This is a genomic window from Streptomyces sp. NPDC088554 (genome assembly GCF_044752945.1).
Taxonomy (GTDB): domain Bacteria; phylum Actinomycetota; class Actinomycetes; order Streptomycetales; family Streptomycetaceae; genus Streptomyces.
Genome location: NZ_JBIVMF010000004.1, coordinates 294,927 through 316,229, shown reverse-complemented (window position 1 = coordinate 316,229; position 21,303 = coordinate 294,927). Strand labels below are relative to the sequence as shown.

Annotated in this window: 20 protein-coding genes; 13 read left to right on the top strand and 7 right to left on the bottom strand. The window is 69.6% G+C overall.

Annotated elements, in window-relative coordinates; translation table 11 throughout:
- The first annotated feature begins 64 nt into the window (after positions 1–64).
- The 6 genes from ACIP8W_RS07100 to ACIP8W_RS07075 all read left to right on the top strand — a co-directional run bounded on the left by ACIP8W_RS07100 (position 65) and on the right by ACIP8W_RS07075 (position 3,919).
- Positions 65–1,165: a response regulator gene (locus ACIP8W_RS07100; RefSeq protein WP_402202229.1), complete on the top strand. Its 1,101-nt coding sequence runs from the start codon at positions 65–67 to the stop codon at positions 1,163–1,165.
- 251 nt (positions 1,166–1,416) lie between these two features.
- Positions 1,417–1,650 carry a hypothetical protein gene (locus ACIP8W_RS07095; protein ID WP_402202228.1) on the top strand — a complete coding sequence of 78 codons (234 nt, stop codon included), beginning with the start codon at positions 1,417–1,419 and terminating at the stop codon, positions 1,648–1,650.
- Positions 1,647–2,291, top strand: a complete 645-nt coding sequence (locus ACIP8W_RS07090; protein ID WP_402202226.1) for a pilus assembly protein TadG-related protein — start codon at positions 1,647–1,649, stop codon at positions 2,289–2,291. The genes ACIP8W_RS07095 and ACIP8W_RS07090 overlap by 4 nt, the downstream gene beginning before the upstream one ends.
- 29 nt (positions 2,292–2,320) lie before the next feature.
- Positions 2,321–2,926, top strand: a complete 606-nt coding sequence (locus tag ACIP8W_RS07085) for a hypothetical protein (RefSeq protein ID WP_402202224.1) — start codon at positions 2,321–2,323, stop codon at positions 2,924–2,926.
- A 101-nt stretch (positions 2,927–3,027) separates the two neighbouring features.
- A complete protein-coding gene (locus ACIP8W_RS07080) occupies positions 3,028–3,600 on the top strand; it encodes an OmpA family protein (RefSeq protein WP_401947450.1) in 573 nt (190 codons plus the stop codon).
- Positions 3,601–3,634: 34 nt separating this feature from the next.
- A complete protein-coding gene (locus tag ACIP8W_RS07075) occupies positions 3,635–3,919 on the top strand; it encodes a hypothetical protein (protein ID WP_401947275.1) in 285 nt (94 codons plus the stop codon).
- A 97-nt stretch (positions 3,920–4,016) separates the two neighbouring features.
- Here ACIP8W_RS07075 and ACIP8W_RS07070 read toward each other — a convergent pair whose 3' ends face one another.
- Positions 4,017–4,409: a DUF192 domain-containing protein gene (locus ACIP8W_RS07070; protein WP_401947273.1), complete on the bottom strand. Its 393-nt coding sequence runs from the start codon at positions 4,407–4,409 to the stop codon at positions 4,017–4,019.
- Between the two features lie 68 nt (positions 4,410–4,477).
- On the opposite strand from ACIP8W_RS07070, the gene ACIP8W_RS07065 reads away from it, so the two are divergent.
- On the top strand, positions 4,478–5,347 hold the full coding sequence (locus ACIP8W_RS07065; RefSeq protein WP_402202221.1) for a prepilin peptidase: 870 nt from the start codon (positions 4,478–4,480) through the stop codon (positions 5,345–5,347).
- 541 nt (positions 5,348–5,888) lie between these two features.
- Here the strand turns inward: ACIP8W_RS07065 and mgrA are convergent.
- Complete coding sequence (gene mgrA / locus ACIP8W_RS07060) at positions 5,889–6,926, bottom strand: L-glyceraldehyde 3-phosphate reductase (RefSeq protein ID WP_401947268.1); 1,038 nt, start codon at positions 6,924–6,926, stop codon at positions 5,889–5,891.
- A gap of 148 nt (positions 6,927–7,074) precedes the next feature.
- Here mgrA and ACIP8W_RS07055 point away from each other — a divergent pair, with 148 nt between their 5' ends.
- The 5 genes from ACIP8W_RS07055 to ACIP8W_RS07035 all read left to right on the top strand — a co-directional run bounded on the left by ACIP8W_RS07055 (position 7,075) and on the right by ACIP8W_RS07035 (position 12,993).
- Positions 7,075–7,836, top strand: a complete 762-nt coding sequence (locus ACIP8W_RS07055) for an isoprenyl transferase (protein ID WP_401947447.1) — start codon at positions 7,075–7,077, stop codon at positions 7,834–7,836.
- 356 nt (positions 7,837–8,192) lie between these two features.
- On the top strand, positions 8,193–9,527 hold the full coding sequence (locus ACIP8W_RS07050) for a PhoH family protein (RefSeq protein WP_402202219.1): 1,335 nt from the start codon (positions 8,193–8,195) through the stop codon (positions 9,525–9,527).
- 400 nt (positions 9,528–9,927) lie between these two features.
- Positions 9,928–10,659: a transglycosylase SLT domain-containing protein gene (locus ACIP8W_RS07045; RefSeq protein WP_401947263.1), complete on the top strand. Its 732-nt coding sequence runs from the start codon at positions 9,928–9,930 to the stop codon at positions 10,657–10,659.
- Positions 10,660–10,819: 160 nt separating this feature from the next.
- The gene (locus ACIP8W_RS07040) at positions 10,820–12,196 is read left to right on the top strand and encodes an AI-2E family transporter (RefSeq protein ID WP_401947260.1); all 1,377 of its coding nucleotides are present in this window, start codon (positions 10,820–10,822) and stop codon (positions 12,194–12,196) included.
- A complete protein-coding gene (locus ACIP8W_RS07035) occupies positions 12,193–12,993 on the top strand; it encodes a hypothetical protein (protein ID WP_401947257.1) in 801 nt (266 codons plus the stop codon). Before ACIP8W_RS07040 ends, ACIP8W_RS07035 begins: the two co-directional genes overlap by 4 nt.
- Positions 12,994–13,174: 181 nt before the next feature.
- Here the strand turns inward: ACIP8W_RS07035 and ACIP8W_RS07030 are convergent, their stop codons facing one another.
- From ACIP8W_RS07030 to ACIP8W_RS07020, 3 genes are all read right to left on the bottom strand, one after another.
- Positions 13,175–13,699: a PadR family transcriptional regulator gene (locus ACIP8W_RS07030; protein WP_402154540.1), complete on the bottom strand. Its 525-nt coding sequence runs from the start codon at positions 13,697–13,699 to the stop codon at positions 13,175–13,177.
- Positions 13,700–13,789: 90 nt separating this feature from the next.
- A complete protein-coding gene (locus tag ACIP8W_RS07025) occupies positions 13,790–14,053 on the bottom strand; it encodes a hypothetical protein (protein ID WP_401947444.1) in 264 nt (87 codons plus the stop codon).
- Entirely contained in the window at positions 13,999–14,949 is a 951-nt protein-coding gene (locus ACIP8W_RS07020; RefSeq protein ID WP_401947252.1) for an SPFH domain-containing protein, read from the bottom strand. Before ACIP8W_RS07020 ends, ACIP8W_RS07025 begins: the two co-directional genes overlap by 55 nt.
- Before the next feature lie 268 nt (positions 14,950–15,217).
- Between ACIP8W_RS07020 and ACIP8W_RS07015 the strand changes: the two genes are divergently transcribed.
- The gene (locus ACIP8W_RS07015; RefSeq protein ID WP_402202217.1) at positions 15,218–17,464 is read left to right on the top strand and encodes a transglycosylase domain-containing protein; all 2,247 of its coding nucleotides are present in this window, start codon (positions 15,218–15,220) and stop codon (positions 17,462–17,464) included.
- Between the two features lie 110 nt (positions 17,465–17,574).
- Here the strand turns inward: ACIP8W_RS07015 and ACIP8W_RS07010 are convergent, their stop codons facing one another.
- A complete protein-coding gene (locus ACIP8W_RS07010; RefSeq protein ID WP_401947247.1) occupies positions 17,575–19,047 on the bottom strand; it encodes a catalase in 1,473 nt (490 codons plus the stop codon).
- Between the two features lie 133 nt (positions 19,048–19,180).
- Positions 19,181–21,091, bottom strand: a complete 1,911-nt coding sequence (locus tag ACIP8W_RS07005) for a SpoIIE family protein phosphatase (RefSeq protein ID WP_401947245.1) — start codon at positions 21,089–21,091, stop codon at positions 19,181–19,183.
- Positions 21,092–21,303 lie beyond the last annotated feature (212 nt).

Below are 21,303 nucleotides of genomic sequence, written 5' to 3'. Positions count from 1 at the left end.
TCCTCGGACCGCCACACCTCCATACCGCCACACCTCCATACCTCTGCGAGAGGAGGCCGCCGCCATGCCGGACAACGACATCCCCAGCAGCTCCGGACAGCGGGGCGCGCAAGAACCGTATCCCCGCCCTTCCCCATCCGTGGTGTCCGCGCCACCCGAAGACAGCCGGCCGCCGATGCCCCCGCCAACCTCTCTACCAACCCCTTCGCCCTTCCCCGCCCTACCCGACGTCCCGCAGGCGATGCCCGCCGCGCCGTCGATGCGGGTGGTGGTCGCCGACGACAACCCGGTGGTACGGGCGGGGCTGACCGTGCTGCTCTCCGGACGCGACGACATCGAGGTCGTCGCGGAGGCCGCGGACGGCCGTCAGGCGTACGAACAGGCCGTGCTGACCCACCCGGACGTCATCCTGCTGGACGTCAGGATGCCGGGTGTCGACGGGATCTCCGCGCTGCCGCACCTGGCCCGGCTGGCGCCGGTGCTGATGATGACGTACAGCCGCGAGAGCCATATCGTCCACGAGGCGCTGCGGCTGGGAGCGGGCGGCTATCTGGTCCACGGCGAGTTCACCGCGGACCAACTGGTGCACGCCGTAAGGGACATCAGACAGGGCCGCGCCCACTTCACCCACTCCGCGTCCAGCGCGCTTCTCGCGACGGTACGGGCCACAGGGGGCGGGGGGCCGCTGCCGGAGGGGCTGGGGACGGCGTTCACGGGTCCGGGGTACGTCCCTGTTACCTCGGAGCAACCGTCTGCAACCGCACACATTCCAGCATTCGGACAGCCGTCATTCTTTCCATCAACGAACCTGCAGGTAGGGGGAGTTGGTGAGGAGTTGAACGCTCAGCAATTCTTCCCGAACCCTTCGCTTCTGCAATCCGATGTGGCACATTCGTCTGAGGGGCGGTCACGTACCGGGTCGCCCGGGCCCCCGGGACACGCCGAGGGGCCGCACTCCGAACTGAGCCGGCGGGAGGTGGAGATCATGGACCTGATCGCGTCGGGCATGACCAATCAGCAGATCGCCGCCGCCTGTTTCATCAGCCAGAAGACCGTCAAGAACCACATCAACCGCATCTTCGCCAAACTCGACTCGGCCAGCCGCGGCGAGGCCATGGCCCGATGGACCGGCACCGCCCGAGGGAGGTCGAGCAGCCGTGGCTGACCGCACACGCCGCCCCGGCACCCCCTGGGAAACGTCTCCGGCAGACTCACCGGCAGGCCCGCCACCCGGGGCCCAATCCCCCGTTTGGGCCCCGAGTTGGGTCCTGAGGCCCATGGCGAGGGACGCCTCCCGGGCGTACGTTTCTCATGTCGCCAGCGAGACCGGCCAGGAGGAAGCCGGAACCGCGGACGACACCAAGGACTCGTACGAGTCGGTCGGACAGCGGCCGGCCGAAACCGGAGGAGAGCACCATGTCGAACATCGCGCTGAAGACCGCCACCGCCACCAAGACCTACGTCGGCACCTGGGCGAACACGGCCGTCACAGCCATGAAGACCCGCCGCGACAAGGGGCAGGGCGCCGTCGAGTACGTGGGAGTGATCGTGCTGGTGGCACTGATCATCGCGGCACTGGTGGGGTCGGGCGTGGCGGAGACCATCGCCAACGGGCTGACCACTCAGGTGGGGAACATCCTCGGCGGTTGACGGCGCCCAGCACACGTGAGACAGGGCAGGCCGTTCCCATCTACATCACGATGGTGGCGGGCCTGCTCTTTCTCGCGCTCGCGTTCTTCGCGGTCGGCCAGGCCGGTGCGACACGCAATGGCGCTCAGTCGGCGGCGGACGCCGCGGCTCTGGCGGCGGCCCAGGAATCCCGGGACTTGTTCCGTGCGGGGCTTCTGACACACCTGCTGGATCCCGACTACCTGGACGACATCTTCAACGGCAATCCGATGGGCACGGCCAATGGCTGTGCGGCCGCAGCTCGTTTCGCCAACGAGAACAAGGCCGATGTGGATGGATGCGGCTGGGCCGGGGGCGGCCGCTGGGGCTTTACGGTGCACGTCATCACTCAGGAACCGATGGGGGACAGCATCCTGCCGGGGACCGAGAACGAGCGGGCCAAGGCTCATGCCACGGCGATCGTCGAATCCAGGTGCAAGTTCGATGCTGCCCCGGCTGAGACGACACCGACACCGGCGGACGAAGACGTTCCGGGGGATGCCGAGCCTGTCTCGCCGGGTGGGTTGGTATGCGGTGGTGTGAACTGGCAGATCGATCCGGAGCGTCTGGATCTCCTCCCGGACATGGCCGATCTATTCTCCGTCCGGCTGGCACAGGGCTGACCGCGAGCGAACGCAAAGGAATGACACACATGAGCATGTGGCACGGAGCGCAGGCGCGCAGGGCCGCCGCAGCGGCCCTCGCGGCCGCGGCGCTGGCTGTCTCCCTGACAGCCTGTGGCAGCGGCAGCGAGAATGACGACGCCAAAAAGGACGGCGGAAGCTCCGCGTCGGCTCCTGCCAGTACGGAGAAGCCGAAGGACGACGGCGACAACGACGGAGACAAGGGGCCGGACACCAGCCAGACCTTGGCGACGATGGCCAATGGAAACGGACTTGAGATCGCCGTCCACTCAGCCAAGCGTGACGAGGGCGGATTTCTCACGGTGACCGGCACTCTTACGAACAGCAGTTCAAAGCAGCAGTACGCCCCTGTCGAATGGAACGGCCAAGAGCAGCAAGTCCGCCGTACCGGACGGTCATTCGCGGGCTTCACTCTTGTCGACAAGGCGGAGAAGAAGCGCTATTACGTACTCCGGGACACCGACGGGTTTCCGTTGACCACCACAGGGGTCACGGCGGTCAAGGCAGGCGAGAAGATCGTGGTCTTCGCGCAGTTCCCCGCTCCTCCGGCATCCACGTCCCAGGTCGACATCCAGCTTCCCCTGATGCCCACCGCGACGATTGCGATCTCCTGATGCGTGCCGCCACCACACCCCGTGCCGTGCGCAGGGCATCCAGGCGCCCCGCGACCACGGCGCTCGTCGCGGTCGTGTTCTTCGCCGGGGTGCAGTTCACGATGGCGTCGGGGGTACGTGCCGACGAGAGCCCCAGTACACCGCCCGGTACGGAATCGACCTCGCCGCCGCCCCTGGTGGACGGTGCTTCGCCCGCGCTCAAGCTGCGCGACGGTGCCACGCTCGCTCCGGCGAAGGTGCTGGACATCATCTCGGTGGTCGAGTCGGAGGGCGGGGAGGAACGTCGCGAGGACACCAACGAGAACGTGAAGTTCGCGCTCCAGGCCGAGGTCCTCTTCGGTAAGGACAGCGCCAGACTGTCCCCCGCCGCGAACTCCCGTATCGCCGCCATCGCCGACGAGATCAAGAAGCAGAACGCCACAAAGATCCGTGTCTTCGGTTTCACCGACAACCTCGGCTCCGCCGTGCACGGAGATGTCCTCTCCAAGCAGCGCGCCGAAGCCGTTCACGGGGTGCTGGACAAGGAGCTGGTGTCGGCGGGGATCACGTACGAGATCCGTGGGTACGGCGAGGACTATCCGATCGCGGACAACAGCACGGAGGAAGGCCGCAAGAAGAACCGCCGGGTGGAAGTCTCCTTCCCACGCGGCGAGAGCGGCAGTTCTCGGAACTGACGACCTGTTTCATGACGGCGCGGTGGTGGCACCTGTGCCTTCCGCCGCGCCCGAGAAGGCGAGAGGGCTGATCGGGGGCGACGGGCCCTCGACCTGTACGGCGGTGAAACGGCTGAGCGCGGTCGAGGCCGGGGACGACGCGCTCGCCTATCTGGTCACCGGGGATTACGAGGGCGCGCCGGTCCCGCTGCTCTTCCACGTCGTACGGGTGAGCGGCACCGTGGCCACCTTCTCCACCGTGAACCTGGAGAGCGCCACGACACCGACGATGCCCCCGGAGCTGCTCGCCGCGCAGGCGGCGAAGCTCGCGCAGCGGTGACGCACCCGCCGGTGACGCACCCGCCGGTGACGCGCACCCCGGTGACGCGCACCCCGCCGGGCCCGCTCACTCCGGGGGCTGCTCGCTCCCGGGGCCGCTACGCCGTGGTGACATCGACGCGCGCGCCCGGCCGCAGCCCCCATCGGGCCATCGCCCCTGCCTCCGCCTCCAGCACATGGCGGGCCCGCAGGCGGGGGAGGGGGAGCCGGCCGGGCTTGAGGGTGTGGACGTCGATGACCGTCAACTCCTTGTCCAGATAGGCGACATCGATCGGGAAGAGCATCCGGAAGGTGTGCACGCTGTTGCACGGCGTGATCAGCAGCGCTCCCTCGATCCCGGTGCGCCCGAGCAGGCCGCGCCGGCGCGCCCCGTACGAGGCGGCGATCTCCAGCGGTACGGACCCCGGCCCGTCCACTCCGTCCGCCGCCCCGCCCTCCGGTCCACCGCTCCCGACCGTCAACCGTCCGCTGCCGTTCCGCCACGCGCCCATGGCCGTAGACCGTAGCGCCCACCGACCGGTTCTGGGCCCGGTGCGGCCCGAGTTGGGTCCGTGGACCCATGACCGGGCCCGTGGTCGGCCCTAGGCTCGGCGAGGTGTACGCCACGCTGATCGTTGTCGCCGCCGCCGCGCTCTGGGGCGCGGCCACCGGGCTGCTGCTGCCGCGCGCCGCGTACCGGCTGTCCGTCGAGCCGGAGGAGCCGTGGCGCGGGCACTGCCCCACCGGGCACCCGTTCACCGGACCCGCCGGGGGCTGGCTGTCCACCCCGGGCTGCCGGGACTGCGCCGGTACGGGCAGAGCCCCGGCGCCCCCGAAAGCCACAGCACCCGCCGCGCCCCCGCAAAACACAGCACCCGCCGCGCTCCCGCAACCCGCCGCACCATCCCTCCGGGGCACCGTCGCCGTCCCCGCGCTCACCGCGCTCGTCTGCGCGGCGCTCGCCGCCGCCAACGGAGTCCGGCCCGAGCTCGTCGTCTGGCTGCTGCTCACACCGGTCGCGGTGCTGCTCGCCCTCGTCGACCGCCGGGTCCACCGCCTCCCGGACCGGCTGACACTGCCGCTCGCCACCGCCGCGGCCGTACTCCTCGGGCCCGCCGCGCTGCTCCCGGGCAGCGCCGGTTCGTACCCCGGGGCGCTGCTGGGCGGGGTGGTACTGGGCCTCTGCTACTTCGTACTGTTCCTGATCAACCCGAACGGCATGGGCTTCGGCGATGTCAAACTCGCCCTCTCGCTCGGTGCCGTCCTCGGCTGGTACGGCTGGCTGGTGCTGTTCCTCGGCGCCTTCGCCGGGTTCCTGTTGGGGGCGGTGTACGGGGTCGGGCTGATGCTGCTGCGCCGGGCGGACCGCAAGTCGGCGATCCCGTTCGGCCCCTTCATGATCATCGGCGCCTTCCTCGGCCTCCTCCTCGGGGCCCTCGCCGCGACCTGACACACCACTACGGGTACCGGGAGCGGCTGGTGGCGCTGCACCGCCGTATCGAGGCGGCGGGGTCTTTCACAGCGACGACGACCCGCTTCCTGATCGAGGCGGTCAGGCCCGCCCGCTGAGGGTACGGGCTCGGCGCCTGGTCGTACACACTGCGTCACCGCCGGAGTCAAGGCGCCGCCATCCGGGGGTGACGCTCCTGAGGGTTAGGCAGTTACGGCATGAAATGGCAACTACTCGCCACAGCACGGTCCGAGAGCGGGAAAAGCCAGGTGGCGAGGGCATTGCGAGGCTCTCCGGGCCCGGAGAAGCGCCTCGCGACACACCTTGTGGCCCGTCGTCCCGCCCATCGCCGCTCACGAACGGTTATGGTGGAACTCCCCCCCTCGGGCCGGTCCGTATCCCCCCCACGGACCGGCCCGTTTTATGTCCCGGCTCATGTCCGCGCTTGTTCCCGCGCAGCGGACGTGTGCGCAGAAGACCGTGTGCGCAGAAGACCGTGTGCGTGGCGGACCGTGTGCGGGCGCCTCGGGCTGTCCCGGTGTTACGTCCGGTCGGCCCAGATGTTCGTGCCCTTGGTGTCCACCGCGAAGCTGTCGATCTCCGTCAGTTCCTCGGCGGTGAGCTCCGGGCCCGCCAGCGCCGCGACGTTCTCCTCCAGCTGTTTCACACTGGACGCGCCGATCAGCGCCGAGGTCATCCGGGGGTCGCGCAGCACCCAGGTCAGGGCGAGCTGGGCCAGCGACTGGCCCCGGCGCTCCGCGATCCCGTTGAGGCCGGTCAGCCGGCGTACGACCTCGTCCGACAGCAGATCCGGGTTGAGGGACTTGCCCTGGGTGGCCCGGGACCCCTCCGGAATGCCCTTGAGGTACTTGTCGGTGAGCAGGCCCTGGGCGAGCGGCACGAAGGAGATGCAGCCCATACCGGCCGTCTCCAGCGTGTCGAGCAGCCCGTCGTCCTCCGTCCAGCGGTTGATCATCGAGTACGACGGCTGGTGGATGAGCGCCGGTACGCCCATCTCCCGCAGCAGCCTCGACGCCTCCGCGGTCTGCTCCGCGTTGTACGAGGACACGCCGGCGTAGAGCGCCTTGCCCCGCTGTACGGCGGAGGCCAGCGCCCCCATCGTCTCCTCCAGCGGAGTGTGCGGGTCGAAGCGATGGGAGTAGAAGATGTCGACGTGGTCGAGGCCCATCCGGCTCAGGGACGCGTCCAGGGAGGACAGCAGGTACTTGCGGGAGCCCCACTCACCGTACGGGCCGGGGTGCATGAAATACCCCGCCTTGGTCGAAATGATGAGTTCGTCCCGGTATGCCGAGAAATCCTGGGCGAAGATCTTGCCGAAGTTCAGCTCGGCGGATCCGGCCGGGGGCCCGTAGTTGTTGGCCAGGTCGAAGTGTGTGACGCCGAGATCGAAGGCGCGGCGCAGGATCGCGCGCTGTGAGCCGAGGGTGCGGTCGTCACCGAAGTTGTGCCAGAGGCCGAGCGAGATCGCGGGCAGTTTCAGGCCGCTGCGCCCGCTGCGCCGGTACTCCATGGAGGCGTAGCGGTCGTCGGCTGCGAGGTAAGAGGGGGAATCAGTCACACTTCCCTCCTTATCACGTACTTGTGACAGACCGGGTTGGGTGACCGCGCCGAGTGCGCAGTAATGTGACGCCTTCGGGGTCCCGGGCCGGCCCCAGGATCCCGTCAGCGGACGCGCCGGTCCCCACGGAATTGAGAGGGTGGACTCAGTGAACGTGCGCGACCTGGTGTATCGGCTCTACGCGCGCCGGGTGGGAGGCCGTCTCGATCACGATCAGGTGCCCAAGCACATCGGTGTCATCCTCGATGGCAACCGCCGCTGGGCGCGGGCATCCGGCGGCACCGCCGAACAGGGGCACAAGGCCGGTGCCAGCAAGATCCAGGAAATGCTCGGCTGGTGTTCGGAGACCGATGTCGAGGTCGTCACACTCTGGATGCTCTCCACGGACAATCTGAACCGTCCGGAGGAGCAGCTCGCCCCGCTCGTCGCGATCATCGAGGACGCGGTACGCGACCTGGCGGCGGACGGCCGCTGGCGGGTGCACCACGTCGGCACGATGGATCTGCTGCCCGCCCGTACCCAGACCGTACTGAAAGAGGCCGAGCAGGGCACGGCCGGGAACAAGGGAATACTCGTCAACGTCGCCGTGGGCTACGGCGGCCGGCAGGAGATCGCGGACGCGGTCAGCTCCCTGCTGATGGACCACGCGAGCAAGGGGACCTCCTTCGAGGACCTCGCCTCGATCGTCGACGTCGACATGATCTCCTCCCACCTCTACACGCGCGGTCAGCCCGATCCGGATCTGGTCATCCGTACCAGCGGGGAGCAGCGGCTGTCCGGGTTCATGCTCTGGCAGAGCGCGCATTCGGAGTACTACTTCTGCGAGGTCTTCTGGCCCGCGTTCCGCAAAGTCGACTTTCTGCGGGCGCTGCGCGATTACGCCGCGCGTCACCGCCGTTACGGAACCTGACGACTCCTCTTGTCCCGCACGGCGGGGCCGCTTCCGGCAGGTTCCGGAGCGGCCCCGTCGTGTCTTCGTCACCTCCGGTTCACGCATCGTCCGCCGCATGCCCTGGCATGGCGGCACGTGTTCGAGGGAATACCTCCTTCAAGTCGGTGTCCGAAAAGCAAGGTCAGTGGACACTGCATCTCAGCGGACGGCATGGGGCCGTCCGCCCGGGAGGCCCTTTGCACCAGGACGACCGTGCGCGCAGTCGTACGGGCGACATGGAGGGCCGAGCTCGGCCCGCGCATGGGGCCGCAGCCCGGCCCACCCGCCCGCGACGCCGTCGCACCCGAACCTCGTCCGAGGGGGTACGTCCTTCCGTGGTGACCAGCACAAAGCGCCGCATGCCCGACAGGCGCACCTATGTTCTCGACACCAGCGTCCTGCTGGCCGATCCGAACGCCATGTCCCGCTTCGAGGAGCACGAAGTAGTGCTCCCGATCGTGGTGATCACGGAGTTGGAGGCCAAGAGGCACCATCCGGAGCTCGGCTACTTCGCCAGGCAGGCGCTGCGCCTGCTCGACGATTTCCGTATCCGGTTCGGCCGTCTCGACGCCCCCATCCCCCTGGGCGACCTGGGAGGCACGCTGCGCGTCGAGCTCAACCACTCTGATCCCGGCATCCTGCCCGCCGGCTTCCGATTGGGGGACAACGACTCACGGATCCTCGCGGTGGCGCGCAATCTCCAGGCCGAGGGGTACGACGTCACGGTCGTCTCCAAGGACCTGCCGCTGCGTATCAAGGCGTCATCGGTCGGTCTGCTCGCCGAGGAGTACCGCGCCGAACTCGCCATCACCGACTCCTCCAGCTCCTCGGGGTGGACGGGGATGAGCGAGCTGTCGCTCGCCGCGGATCAGGTGGATCTTCTCTATACGGAGGAGAGCCTCTATGTTCCCGAGGCGGGCGAACTGCCCGTACACACCGGTCTGGTGCTCCAGTCCGAGCGCGGCAAGGCGCTCGGCCGGGTCACGCCCGAGGGCAATGTCCGGCTCGTGCGGGGCGACCGGGAGGCCTTCGGGATCCACGGCCGCAGCGCCGAGCAGCGCATCGCCCTCGATCTGCTCCTCGACCCGGACATCGGCATCGTGTCGATGGGCGGCAGGGCGGGCACCGGCAAGTCGGCGCTGGCGCTGTGCGCGGGGCTGGAAGCGGTCCTGGAGCGCAGGCAGCATCAGAAGGTGATGGTCTTCCGGCCGTTGTACGCGGTCGGCGGGCAGGAGCTGGGCTATCTGCCCGGCACCGAGGCCGAGAAGATGAGCCCCTGGGCGCAGGCGGTCTTCGACACGCTCTCCGCGGTCGCGGGCCGCGATGTGATCGAGGAGGTGCTCGGGCGCGGCATGCTCGAAGTGCTGCCGCTCACGCATATCCGCGGCCGTTCGCTGCACGACGCGTTCGTCATCGTGGACGAGGCCCAGTCCCTGGAGCGGAACGTCCTGCTGACCGTTCTGTCCCGTATCGGGGCGAACTCCCGGGTGGTGCTCACGCATGACGTGGCGCAGCGGGACAACTTGCGGGTGGGGCGGTACGACGGGATCGTCGCCGTCGTCGAGAAACTGAAGGGGCATCCGCTCTTCGCGCATGTCACGCTCACCCGCTCCGAGCGTTCGCAGATCGCCGCGCTCGTGACCGAGATGCTGGAGGACGGCCAGATCTGACCTTCCGTCATCAGGAGGGACTCCACAGTGGGCGCCGCCCGGCAAAAGTTCAGCAGCCTAGCCGGGTGGCGCTGTGGCGCGCGGCTATTTCCACAAAACTCCCGGGGCAAACAAGGTGTGAGCTTTCCCACGCAAGGAAGAATTGCCCTCGGCGTGGCCTTCCGGCAGAGTCTTGCTTCCGTCAGGCCCCGCATGCGGCACATACGCATCTCCACAGATGTGGCACCACACAACTCAACAACTGCCGCCGTATGCCGCCCGCGCACCACGCGACCGTCCCCGGAAGGGGATGGTCCACCGGGCCCGTGTCTCCCCGTGACCAAGTGGTACGGAGACCAGTGCCAGGGGCACGATCGCGCCTGTGAGGTCACGTAGGCGGGCGATGCTGGAAGGACACCGTGTGAGCCGGATCTCGGTCCGGGGATTTGCCGTGGCATCTGCCACTGCGGTCACCACCGTCGGCGCTGTCGTGGGAGTTGCCTCCGGCGACCCCCAGACGACCTCGAACGACAATTTCGAGGCGACCGCAGCCGACATGACGCTTCTCGCAGACATCCCCGCGGGCCAGCAGGCCCAGGTGCAGACCGCGTCGCTGACGCAGCAGGCGGACGTGCAGGCCGCCGCCGCCGACGCGAGCGCGAAGAAGTCCGCCGAGGAATCGGCCCGTGTCCAGGCGGCCAAGGACGCCACGGCGAAGAAGCAGGCCGCCGAGGACAAGGCCGAGGAGGAGCGCGAGGCAGCCGCTCAGAAGAAGAAGGAAGAGGAGGAGCGCGCGAGCCGCGACGAGATCCGTTCCTCGACCGCTCCCGGAGACGGCTACTTCCCTCCGCAGGCTTCGTACACCGTCGCCGAGGTCCAGGCGCTGGCCCAGCAGATCATCCCCGCCGACCAGTTCCAGTGCTTCAGCAACATCGTGAACCACGAGTCCACCTGGAACTACCAGGCGCAGAACCCGTCTTCGGGCGCGTACGGCCTGGTCCAGGCGCTCCCCGGGTCGAAGATGTCCTCGGTCGGCGCCGACTGGCAGACCAACCCGGCCACGCAGATCAAGTGGGGCCTGAACTACATGAACGAGCGCTACGACAGCCCCTGTGGCGCGTGGTCGTTCTGGCAAGCCAACAACTGGTACTAGCAGCCGGCGGCGGGTACGGGAACGTACCGGCGCCGCCGCCCGCTCGACCCTGGCAAGCCCCCCTCCGTTCCACGGTGGGGGGTTTCCCACGTGTACGGTCGATTCGAGCTCCTCCGGGGAAGTGCGGGTGGGAGGCCAGGCGGGGGAAAGAGGGAATGTCATGTCGAAAATGCCGGACTGGCTCAGTTCCGTGGGAGCGGAACTGACCCGTCTCGGAGAACGCCTGGAGCAGCGCAGGGCCGAGGCGGAGAGCGACGACGACCCGATTACCGTCGCGGTACGGGACAGCGTCCCGCCGCTGCCCGCCTACGCGCCCTCCGCCACGGCGAAGCGGGAGCCCGATCCGGCCACCGCGATCCCCTGGGGGATGCGGGTCGCGGGTGAGGCGGCCTGGCGGCTGCTTGTCCTCGGGGCGCTGCTCTGGGTGCTGATGCGGGTCATCAGCACCGTGCAGCTGGTGGTCGTGGCCTTTGTCGTCTCGCTGCTGATCACCGCGCTGCTCCAGCCGACGGTCGCCTGGCTCAGGCGGTCGGGGGTGCCGCGCGGGCCGGCGACGGCGCTCACGGCGGTCGCCGGGTTCGTGCTGATGGGGCTGGTCGGCTGGTTCGTGGTGTGGCAGGTCATGGAGAACATCGACGACGTCTCCGACCGGGTCATGGACGGCATCAACGAGCTGAAGCGCTGGCTGCTCGACAGCCCGTTCCATGTGACCGAGGCGCAGATCAACGACATCGCCAAGACGTTGAGCGACGCGGTCGGTTCCAACACCGAGAAGATCACCTCCGCGGGGCTCCAGGGCCTCACCGTGATCCTCGAACTGCTCACCGGCACGCTCCTGGCGATGTTCTCCACGCTCTTCCTTCTGTACGACGGTCCGAAGATCTGGCACTGGCTGCTCAAGTTCGTGCCCGCGCCCGCCCGTGAGGGCGTCGCCGGAGCCGGGCCGCGTGCCTGGACCACTCTGACCGCGTATGTGCGCGGCACGGTGCTGGTGGCGCTGATCGACGCGGTGTTCATCGGCCTCGGGCTCTACTTCCTGAGCGTGCCGCTCGCCGTGCCGCTCGCCGTCTTCATCTTCCTCGGGGCCTTCATCCCGCTGGTCGGCGCGGTCATCTCGGGCGCGCTGGCGGTGGTCGTGGCGCTGGTGACGCAGGATGTGTTCACCGCGCTGATGGTCCTGGCCGTCGTCCTCGGCGTCCAGCAGATCGAGGGGCATGTGCTCCAGCCGTTCATCCTGGGCCGCGCCGTGCGGGTGCATCCGCTCGGCGTCGTCCTCGCCGTCGCGGCGGGCGGTCTGGTCGCGGGGATCGCGGGCGCGGTGGTGGCGGTGCCGCTGGTGGCCGTCACCAATACGGTCGTCGGTTATCTGCGCGCGTACAGCCAGGAGCAGGAGCTGCGGAACTCGCCCCCGCCGCACGGCGCGACCGCGTACGCCACCGCTCCCGTACCGCCCCGGCCCGTCGCTCCGGAGGCCCCGGCCGCCGAGCCGGACGAGCCGCCCACCACCTCCGGCGAGCCGGGGGACGGGCCGCGATGATCTCCGAACCCGAGCTGGCGGGCGAGGAGAGCCCCGGCCGCCCGGCCGCACCGTCCATCCCGGCGCCCCGGCCGGGCGCGGGCCCCGCCGGCCCCGTATCGGACGCTCCCGACGGATCCGAGACGCTCATCGGCGAGGGCCTGCCCACCGTGGCGCCGGGCCGCCGGCCGTGGCTGTGGGCCCTCGGCGGCGCGGTGGCCGCCTCCGCCGTATGGACGGGCGGGCTGTACGGGTACGACATGACGGGGCCCGATCTGCACGGCTACCGGGTCAGCCGCAACCTCTGTCTCGACGCCGAACTGTCCGCGCTCAGCACCGGACTCGGCCGGAAGACGGAGGAACAGGCGGGCGGCGACGAGAAAGCGTCCCTCGCCCGGGCCGTATGCAGCGTCACCCTGATGCCGGACGGGCCCCGGGACCCCGAGAAGGACACCGCTCCGACCCCGTTCGCCGTCGTGCAGGTCGGCTACACCCTGCACAAGAGGACCGACCCGGCCGCGGAGTTCGACGAGACCGTGACCGACCTCGCCCCCGACGCGTACGGGCGGCCCTCCGCCGAACGGCTCTCCGGCCTGGGCGACCGGGCCTATCTGGTGGAGATGCCCTCCGGCGACATGATCCGCCTCAGGGTCCTCGACGGCCGGGCGGTGCTCACCCTGGACGTCACCACGGCCACGGGCTACGCGCTGGATCCGGTCACCGGCGAGCAGGAGGAGACGGCGCCGGTCGACCCCGGCGAGCTGCGGCCCGAGCTGATCGACGACATGAGAGAGCTGATGGCCGCGCTGAAGACCTGAGCGTTTCGAGTGACATGGCGGATCGCACCCGGTCGGCTCGCCGAAGGGGCCCCGGCGCACCCCCTCGTACTTCTCGTACTTCTCGTACTTCTCGTACTGGAGAACCCGGCGCCGTCGAGCGCGGTGGTCGGGCCGTACGCCTTGCGCGGGTCGTCGGCGACGAGCAGGGATCCGGCCGGTGTCATCGCCGTACCTCCGCCGCGAGCCGGTCCAGCCGGGCGGCGGCCAGTTCGAGCCAGCGCAGGTCGGCTTCCAGATGGAACAGCGCGTGGTCGCAGATCAGTTGGTCGGCGAGGTCGCCCGAGCGCTTGCGGAGGGTCAGTTCGCGCATGGTCCGCAGATGTTCGGAGCGCTGGGTGTCGAGCGGATCGGTGGCGCTGCGGCCGGTGAGCAGCGCGATGACGACCTTGGTGTACAGGGCCGACTGGAGGAACTGCTGCGGGCTCTCCGGCTGGGCGAGCCACCGCTCGACATCGGTGACGCCGGCCTCGGTGATCGCGTACCGCTTGCGCTCGGGGCCGCCGTCGGTCTCGACGCCGTCGACGACGACGTGTCCGTTCTTCAGCAGCCGGGACATGGTCGAGTAGACCTGCCCGTAGTGGAGGGGCCGGTCGTGGCCGAACCGGTCGTCGAAGGCCCGCTTGAGGTCGTAGCCGTGGCGTGGTCCGGACTCCAGGAGTCCGAGGAGGGTGTGCCCGATTGACATAGGGGGACTTTACACCGCGACTATTCATTGTGTGTATAGTCGTTTGCCGGGGTGGTCGGCCGCGGGGGATCGGCCGGCCGCCCCGTCCCGCTACTCCGCCTCCGGCGGTGGCGCCTTCGGAGGGCGGCCCCGGCGGGGGATCGGGGCCGCGTTGCCCGGGAGCCGGCCCGCCTCGGCCAGGGCCCGGCGGAGGAGGAACTCGATCTGCGCGTTGGCGCTGCGCAGTTCGTCGGACGCCCAGCGGGCCAGGGCGTCGTACACCGCCGGATCCAGTCGCAGGAGAACCTGCTTGCGTTCGCTCACTGGTAAAGGGTGCCCGTGTTCACGACCGGCTGTGCCGCGCGGTCCCCGCAGAGCACGACCAGCAGATTGCTCACCATCGCGGCCTTGCGCTCCGCGTCCAGCTCGACGATGTCCTCCTCGGTGAGCCGGGTGAGCGCCGCCTCCACCATGCCGACCGCGCCGTCCACGATCTGCCTGCGGGCCGCGACGACCGCGCCCGCCTGCTGACGCTGGAGCATCGCCGAGGCGATCTCGGGGGCGTACGCGAGGTGCGTGAAGCGCGACTCGATGATCTGGACCCCGGCCGCCTCGACCCGGGCGTGCAGCTCGACGGCGAGCTTCTCGGTGATCTCCTCGGCGTTGCCGCGCAGCGAGAGCCCGGCCTCGTCATGAGCGTCGTACGGGTACTCGATGGCGATATGACGGACGGCCGCCTCGGTCTGGGTGGAGACGAACTCCAGGAAGTCGTCCACCTCGAACAGGGCGCGCGCGGTGTCCTCGACCTTCCAGACGACGACCGCCGCCAGCTCGATCGGGTTGCCGTAGGCGTCGTTGACCTTGAGGACCGCCGTCTCGTGGTTCCTGATCCGGGTCGAGATGTCCCGGCGCGAGGTGAGCGGGTTGACCCAGCGCAGTCCGTCGGTGCGGATCGTGCCCCGGTAGCGGCCGAAGAGCTGGACGACCTTGGCCTCGCCGGGCGCCACCATGTTCAGCCCGCCCATGGCGAAGAGCGCGGCGGCCCCGACCAGGACGCCGAGCACGATCAGCACCGCTTTCATCCCGTCGCCGTCCAGGGCCATGGCGCCGAGGACGACCAGTCCGACGCCGCCCGCGAGCCCGGCCAGTCCGAGCGTCAGGGCGAGCCCGCCGCCGATGCTGTGGGCGGCGGTCTCCCGGACCTCGGGCGCGGGCCTCGGCGGAACGCCGTCCGCGCTGTGGGCGCTGGTGCTGGTGTTGCTGGAATCCATGTCCGTACCCCGTTTCGCTGTGTGCTCCCGCCCGGTGGTGAGAGCCGGCCTCGCGCTAGCATTGTGATTACACATTAACTCCTTCCGCAACCCTTCGAGGCTCTGGTGAGTCGGTTCCAGTGAGGCGCGTGCTGATTGTCACGTCCCAAAAGAACGGATCAGTTGCCCTTTGTCACAGCGGGCGGTGTTAGCTTTCTGAGCTGATTCCGGTGGGTGAGAACTGTGAACAAGTCCTGAAGACCAGACCTGAGAGTGGAGCGACACGGCGATGGGCCGAGCGGAAGCCAGACACGCGGGGCAGCGCGAAGCGCGCCGCACGGTGAAAAAAGGCGGTATACGCCGCTTCTTCACGCTGAAGAAACTGCTCGGCGCCTTCTTCACGCTCTGTCTGCTCGCCATGGGCGGGCTCTTCGTGATCTATCTGATGGTCCCGGTGCCCACCGCCAACGCGCAGGCCCAGATGCAGAGCAACGTCTACAAATACAGCGACGGCACGATCCTCACCCGCACGGGCAAGATCAACCGCGAGATCGTCGGCCTGGACAAGATACCCAAGGACGTCCAGCGGGCCTTTGTCGCCGCCGAGAACAAGTCCTTCTACACGGACAACGGCGTCGACCTCAAGGGCACCGCGCGCGGCGTGCTCAACACCCTCTCCGGCCGGGGCAAGCAGGGCGGCTCGACCATCACCCAGCAGTACGTCAAGAACTACTACCTGACGCAGGACCAGACGATCACCCGCAAGCTCAAGGAGCTGGTGATCTCGCTGAAGGTGGACCGGCAGATGAGCAAGAGCGCGATCCTCGCCGGCTACATCAACACCAGCTACTACGGCCGCAGCGCGTACGGCATCCAGGCCGCGGCCCAGGCGTACTACGGCATCGACGCCGTCAAGCTCAACGTACGGCAGGGCGCGTACCTCGCGGCGCTGCTCCAGGCCCCCAGCCAGTACGACTGGGCGGCGGCCACCCCCACCGGCAAGAAGCTGGTCACCGAGCGCTGGAACTACGTCCTTGACAACATGGTCGGCCAGAAGTGGCTGGACGCCTCCGCGCGCGAGGGCATGACGTTCCCGACGCCGCGCGAACCCCGGGCGGCCCCCGGTATGGAGGGCCAGACCGGCTATCTCGTCGAGGCGGCCAACGACGAACTGGCGGCCGAGGGCGTCGACCGGGCGGACATCGCCAAGGGCGGCTGGACGATCACCCTCAACATCGACAAGAAGAAGCAGAAGTCGCTCGTCGAGGCGGTCGACAAGCAGCTGGAGGAGAAGCTCGACCGCAAGGGCAACAAGACGGACTCCACGGTCCAGGCGGGCGCCACCTCCGTCGACCCGAAGACGGGACACGTGGTCGCCCTCTACGGCGGTGTCAGCGCCACCCAGCACTGGATATCGAACGCGACCCGCTCCGACTACCAGCCCGCGTCGACCTTCAAGCCCCTCGTGTTCGCCTCGGCCCTGGAGAACGGCTCCGAGACCCAGGACGGCCGGCCGATAGGCGTCGACACGCAGTACGACGGCACCAGCAAGCGCCCGGTCGAGGGCAGCGACACCCCCTTCGCCCCGGAGAACGAGGACGACCAGGACTACGGTCCCGTCACCGTGCAGAAGGCGATGAACGCGTCCATCAACTCCGTCTTCGCACAGATGGTCGTGGACGTCACCCCCGCCGAGGTGAAGCGGACCGCGCTCACCCTCGGCATGCGGGACAAGAACTTCCCCGAGCGGCCCGCGATCACGCTCGGCACGATGAACGCCTCCACCTGGGAGATGGCGGGCGTCTACGCGACGCTCGACAACCACGGCAAGAAGATCACGCCGACCATCGTCAGGTCCGCCGAGCACAAGGACCGTACGGCCGAGCTCCCCGACCCGATCGGCAAGCAGGTGATCAGCCGCGAGACCGCCGACACCGTGACCCAGGTCCTCCGGGGCGTCGTCGAGGAGGGCTCGGGCTCCGCGGCGAACACCCCCGACTACCAGGCGGCGGGCAAGACCGGCACCTCGGAGAACAACCGGTCCGCGTGGTTCGCCGGGTACACCCCCGAACTCACCACCGTCGTCGCGCTGTTCGGCGAGTCGACCAAGGACGGCGGCGGCCAGGTCTCGCTGACCGGCACCGCGAACGCCGGACGCGCCAACGGTGGCGGCTTCCCCGCCAGGATCTGGGCGGACTACACGCTCGGCGCGCTGAACGGCTTCTCCGACGCGAAGTTCGACCTCGACGTCGCCCCGTCGGTGCCGACGGAGCCGACCCAGGCCCCGACCAGTGAGGCGCCGACCCCGTCGCTCTCCCCGGAGCCCTCGCCGAGCGAGTCGCCCAGCCAGGAGCCGACCCCGTCGCGGACGCCGGAGGCGCCCCCGGTGACCCTGCCCGCGACCCCGTCCCCGCCGGTCACCCAGGACCCCGGCGTCGAGACCACCCCGCCCACCATCGAGCCCACCACGACCCCCACCGACGACCCGGGTGGGGGTGCCGGCACCAACCCCGGCGATTTCCCGAACCTCCCCTGACCCATGCGCCTCCCCTGACCCACGCGGTTTCTGTACGGAAACGGCGGGGCCCGCGAATCCGCGGGGCCCCGCCGTTTCCGTACGCGCCGACCGGTCGCACCGGCCTTGGGTCAACCGCCGTTGACCTTCGTGGCGATCCGGTCGCCGGTCTTCTTGTCGATATTGCGCCAGTACTGGAGCGCCCGGTCCAGCACCGGACGGGACACGCCCTGCTGCAGATGCCCGCTGACGTTCGCCACCAGCCGGTCGCGCTGGGCGTCGTCCAGCACCTGCCGGACCTGGGTGCCCGCCTGGCCCCAGTCGTCGTCCTCGGCGTGGAGCCGGTACGCCTCGCGCACCATCTCGCCCGCCGAGGCCCAGCCCGCCGGGTCGCCGAACCGCGCGGTGTCGGCCGCCGGACCGCCGTACGAGTTCGGCGCGTACGGCCGGGCCGCGTTCGACGCCTCGTACCGCATCGGCCCGTCCTTGGCGTACGAATTCACCTGCGACCGGGCCCGGTTGGGCGGCAGCTGGGTGTAGTTCGGGCCGATCCGGTAGCGATGGGTGTCCGGGTAGGAGAAGAGCCGGCCGAGCAGCATCTTGTCCGGGGACGGGCCGATGCCCGGCACCAGGTTCGAGGGCTCGAAGGCGGCCTGCTCGATGTGGATGAAGTAGTCGTCCGGGTTCTTGTCGAGCGTCATCCGGCCGACATCGATCAGCGGGTAGTCGGCGTGCGGCCACACCTTGGTCAGGTCGAACGGGTTGAACCGGTAGCCGGCCGCGTCCTCGAACGGCATCACCTGGACCTTCAGGCTCCAGCTCGGCGCGTTCCCGGCCGCGATCGACTCGTACAGATCGCGGCGGTGATGGTCGCCGTCCGTCCCGGCCAGCTCGTCGGCCTCGGCCTGGGTGAGGCACTCGATGCCCTGATCGGTCTTGAAGTGGTACTTCACCCAGAACCGCTCGCCGCCGCCGTTCACCCACATGTAGGTGTGCGAGCTGTAGCCGTTCATATGGCGGAAGGACTTCGGGATGCCCCGGTCGCCCATCAGCCAGGTCACCTGGTGCGCGGACTCCGGGGAGAGCGTCCAGAAGTCCCACTGCATGTCGTTGTCGCGCAGCCCGGTCGCCGGATGGCGCTTCTGCGAGCGGATGAAGTCCTGGAACTTGATCGGATCACGTACGAAGAAGACCGGAGTGTTATTGCCGACCATGTCGTAATTGCCGTGTTCCGTATAGAACTTGAGCGCGAAGCCGCGCGGGTCGCGCCAGGTGTCGGGTGAGCCCAGCTCGCCCGCGACCGTCGAGAAGCGGGCCAGCATGTCGGTGCGCCGGCCCGGCTGGAAGAGGTCCGCCTTGGTGAACTGGCTGACGTCGTTCGTCACTTCGAAGACGCCGTACGCGCCGGAGCCCTTGGCGTGGACCACCCGTTCGGGGACCCGTTCGCGGTTGAACTGGGCCATCTTCTCGATGAGGTAGTGGTCCTGGAGCAGGATGGGGCCGTCGGGGCTTACGGTGAGCGAGTGTTCATCGCTCTCCACCGGGATGCCTGCGTTGTTCGTCGTGTACGGAGTGTCCGGAGCCTTCGGGGATGACGCGGCCACGGGGGTGTCCTCCCATCGCGAGAGAGCCCGGGCGCGGAACCCGGGCCGGGGCGGGCGGCCGTTGCCGCACCGCCTGCCCCAGCTAACCTCCGCACCACCCCGCCTGCAACATTTGTCCGGCTCTGCGGCGTTCCTACGCTGTCGCCGAGGGCCGGGCCGGGGTCGTGATCTCGAACCAGACCACCTTGCCGGTGGACAGCCGCGTCGCCCCCCACCGCCGCGCCAGCCGGTTGACCAGGAACAGCCCGCGGCCGCCCTCGTCGGTGTCCCGGGCCCGCCGCTGTCTGGGCAGCTGCGGCGAGTCGTCCCCGACCTCGCAGCGCAGTACGTCCGTACGGAGCAGCCGCAGCGTCACCGGGCGCTCCGCGTACCGTACGGCGTTGGTGACCACCTCGCTGATCAGCAGCTCGACCGAGTCGCTCAGCTCCTCCAGGTCCCAGCGGGCCAGCGCGCGCCTGGCCAGCCGCCTGGCCCGCCCCGGAGCGGCGTCCTCCGGTTCGAGGAACCAGTACGCCACGTCGCTCGGCGCGATCCCGTCGAAGCGGGCCGCGAGCAGCGCGATGTCGTCGTCCCGGTCACCGGGGCCCAGCACGTCGAGCACATCGTCGCAGAGTGCCTCCAGCGGCGGCGGGTGGTCGGGCCCGGTGAGCTGCGCGGTCGCCGCGAGGCGCTCCCGCAGCTGCTCGATGCCGGTCCACACGTCCCGCAGCCGCGACTCGACGAGCCCGTCCGTGTAGAGCAGCAGGGTCGCCCCGGCGGGCGCGTCCAGCTCGACGGCCTCGAAGTCCACCCCGCCGACCCCGATCGGTGCCCCGGGCGGCACCCGGAGCACCTCGGCCCGGCCGCCCAGATGCAGCATTATGGGCGGCGGATGACCGGCGTTGGCGATGGTGATCCGGTGCGCGACCGGGTCGTACACCGCGTAGAGGCAGGTCGCCATCCGGTCCGTACCGAGCCGCTGCGCCTGCTCGTCCAGATGGTGCAGCACCTCCTGCGGCGGCAGATCGAGCCCGGCGAGGGTCTGCGCGGTCGTCCGCAGCTGGCCCATGATCGCCGCGGAGGTCATCGAATGGCCCATGACATCGCCGACGACCAGGGCGACCCGGCTGCCGGGCAGCGGGATCGCGTCGTACCAGTCGCCGCCGACGCGTGCGGTCTCGGCGGCGGGCAGATAGCGCGAGGCGAGCCGGACGCCGGTGGGCTGCGGAAGGTTCTCCGGCAGCATCGTGCGCTGCAACTCGTCGGCGATGTACGCCTCGCGGCCGTACAGCACCGCCTTGTCGATCCCGAGCGCCGTGTGCGTCGCGAGCTGCGCGGCGACCAGCAGGTCGTTCGCCTCGAAGGCCGTGCGGTCGGGCCGGCGCAGGAAGACCGCAGCGCCGATCACCCGCCGTCGTCCGCGCAGCGGCGCGAGGATCGCGCGGTGCCCGGTCGGTACGGCGCGGTCGGCGCCCAGCAGCTCCGGCAGCGCGGCACGGGCCGCGGCCGAGTCGCCGAAGACCGGCCGTACGCCGCGCAGGACCTCGGAGAGCGCCCCGCCCGCGTGTACCTCGCACAGCTCGGCGGCGGGCATCACGTCCGAGTGCGGGTCGAGGAGCGGCAGTTGCAGGCCCTCGGCGGCGTGCAGGGTCAGGGCGGCGCCGCCCAGCGCGTTCTCGGGGTCGTCGTCGGTCAGCCGCAGCCGGTCCGTGCGGCGCAGCCGCAGGACGAACGGCGAGACCGGGCGCTCGTCGCCGACCGGCAGCGGATCGCGGAGGTAGACGAGTATGGCGTCGGAGAACGTCGGCACGGTCGCCCGGCACAGCCCGAGCACGATCTCGTCCAGGTCTATGCCGCGTGCGATACGGCGGGTGGCGGCTCCCACGAAGCGCAGCCGGTCGCCCTCGCGCCGTGCCGTCCCGGCGAGGTCGGCCGGTGCCGGTGCCGGTGCCGGCACAGCGGGCTGTGGCACGGCGGCGGCCGTCTCCTGCCGGGGCCGAGTGCGTTCCTGCGGCCGGGCAACCAGGGGTTGCCGGCCCTCGTGGGAAGGGGGGTGCTCCGTCACGCGTGGGATTCCGTCCGTCCGGGCCGGGATTGCGGTGCGGTCGCTTCGGCCGGGTGTACGGCACCGGGGTGTGTGCCGCGAGCGGCCTGTCCCGCTCTTCCCCGTTCACCAGGCGAAACTACCGCTCGGCAGGCGGCGTCGACAGGGTGGCAGCCATGACCCACGGCTCCACCCCCTCGTAGTGACTCACGGTCGATGTGATGTGTGGTCGT

What these genes read in the sequence shown, in the direction of transcription:
- ACIP8W_RS07040 (WP_401947260.1), top strand. Translation starts at nt 10,820, where the DNA reads ATGTCGAAAATGCCGGACTGGCTCAGTTCCGTGGGAGCGGAACTGACC.
- ACIP8W_RS07080 (WP_401947450.1), top strand. Translation starts at nt 3,028, where the DNA reads ATGGCGTCGGGGGTACGTGCCGACGAGAGCCCCAGTACACCGCCCGGT.
- ACIP8W_RS07035 (WP_401947257.1), top strand. Translation starts at nt 12,193, where the DNA reads ATGATCTCCGAACCCGAGCTGGCGGGCGAGGAGAGCCCCGGCCGCCCG.
- ACIP8W_RS07065 (WP_402202221.1), top strand. Translation starts at nt 4,478, where the DNA reads ATGACCGGGCCCGTGGTCGGCCCTAGGCTCGGCGAGGTGTACGCCACG.
- ACIP8W_RS07015 (WP_402202217.1), top strand. Translation starts at nt 15,218, where the DNA reads ATGGGCCGAGCGGAAGCCAGACACGCGGGGCAGCGCGAAGCGCGCCGC.
- ACIP8W_RS07095 (WP_402202228.1), top strand. Translation starts at nt 1,417, where the DNA reads ATGTCGAACATCGCGCTGAAGACCGCCACCGCCACCAAGACCTACGTC.
- ACIP8W_RS07070 (WP_401947273.1), bottom strand. Translation starts at nt 4,409, where the DNA reads ATGGGCGCGTGGCGGAACGGCAGCGGACGGTTGACGGTCGGGAGCGGT.
- ACIP8W_RS07020 (WP_401947252.1), bottom strand. Translation starts at nt 14,949, where the DNA reads ATGGATTCCAGCAACACCAGCACCAGCGCCCACAGCGCGGACGGCGTT.
- ACIP8W_RS07100 (WP_402202229.1), top strand. Translation starts at nt 65, where the DNA reads ATGCCGGACAACGACATCCCCAGCAGCTCCGGACAGCGGGGCGCGCAA.
- ACIP8W_RS07085 (WP_402202224.1), top strand. Translation starts at nt 2,321, where the DNA reads ATGAGCATGTGGCACGGAGCGCAGGCGCGCAGGGCCGCCGCAGCGGCC.
- ACIP8W_RS07030 (WP_402154540.1), bottom strand. Translation starts at nt 13,699, where the DNA reads ATGTCAATCGGGCACACCCTCCTCGGACTCCTGGAGTCCGGACCACGC.